The 464-nt window shown below is 58.4% G+C and carries 1 protein-coding gene; it reads right to left on the bottom strand.

Translation table 11 applies throughout. The features are described 5' to 3' along the window. Position 1 precedes the first annotated feature (1 nt). Entirely contained in the window at positions 2 to 325 is a 324-nt protein-coding gene (gene flhD, locus LNV28_RS24995) for a flagellar transcriptional regulator FlhD (RefSeq protein WP_263520530.1), read from the bottom strand. Between the last annotated feature and the right edge of the window lie 139 nt (positions 326 to 464).

The following is a 464-nucleotide window of genomic DNA, read 5'->3' as shown; positions in this document are numbered from 1 at the left end:
TTCAGGCAGCTTCTTGGTGACGGCCGGCCATCAGAATCGATGCGTGGAGGCGACCGACGCCGTCGTTGGCGGCCGACTTGCTGTGGCTGGTCAACAAGCCCCAGACCAAGTCGTCGTCCATGCGGAAGCGGCACAGCAAGGTGTTGCCCGAGGCAATCTTCATCAGCTGCGCCGGGCTCAGCGTGCCAATCAGGGTGGCCGTGTCTTCCGAGATGCCCAGGCGGTACAGCGCCTGCTCGCGGTCCGTACGGATCAGGTTCTGCGCCAACATCAGGTAGGACAGATTGGCTTCACGGATCTCGGCGAGGATTTGGTCTGCGTTCATGTCTGGGCTCCGCTTCGGTTTGTCTTCAATCAGGTTTCGTCTCAACGTGAAACGAATTGTGAAGATCCAAACAAAGCCGCAACATCAGCCCAAATCCAGCTCTTGAGTCCCGGTTCTTCCCAGAACCTTGTCAGGCAAA

This window comes from Paucibacter sp. DJ2R-2 (assembly GCF_025717675.1).
GTDB lineage: Bacteria > Pseudomonadota > Gammaproteobacteria > Burkholderiales > Burkholderiaceae_C > Paucibacter_A.
Note: the sequence above shows the minus strand (reverse complement) of the source record. Positions and strands in the feature narration are given on the sequence as shown.

Coding starts and splice junctions, on each gene's coding strand:
- flhD (WP_263520530.1), bottom strand. CDS start 325: ATGAACGCAGACCAAATCCTCGCCGAGATCCGTGAAGCCAATCTGTCC.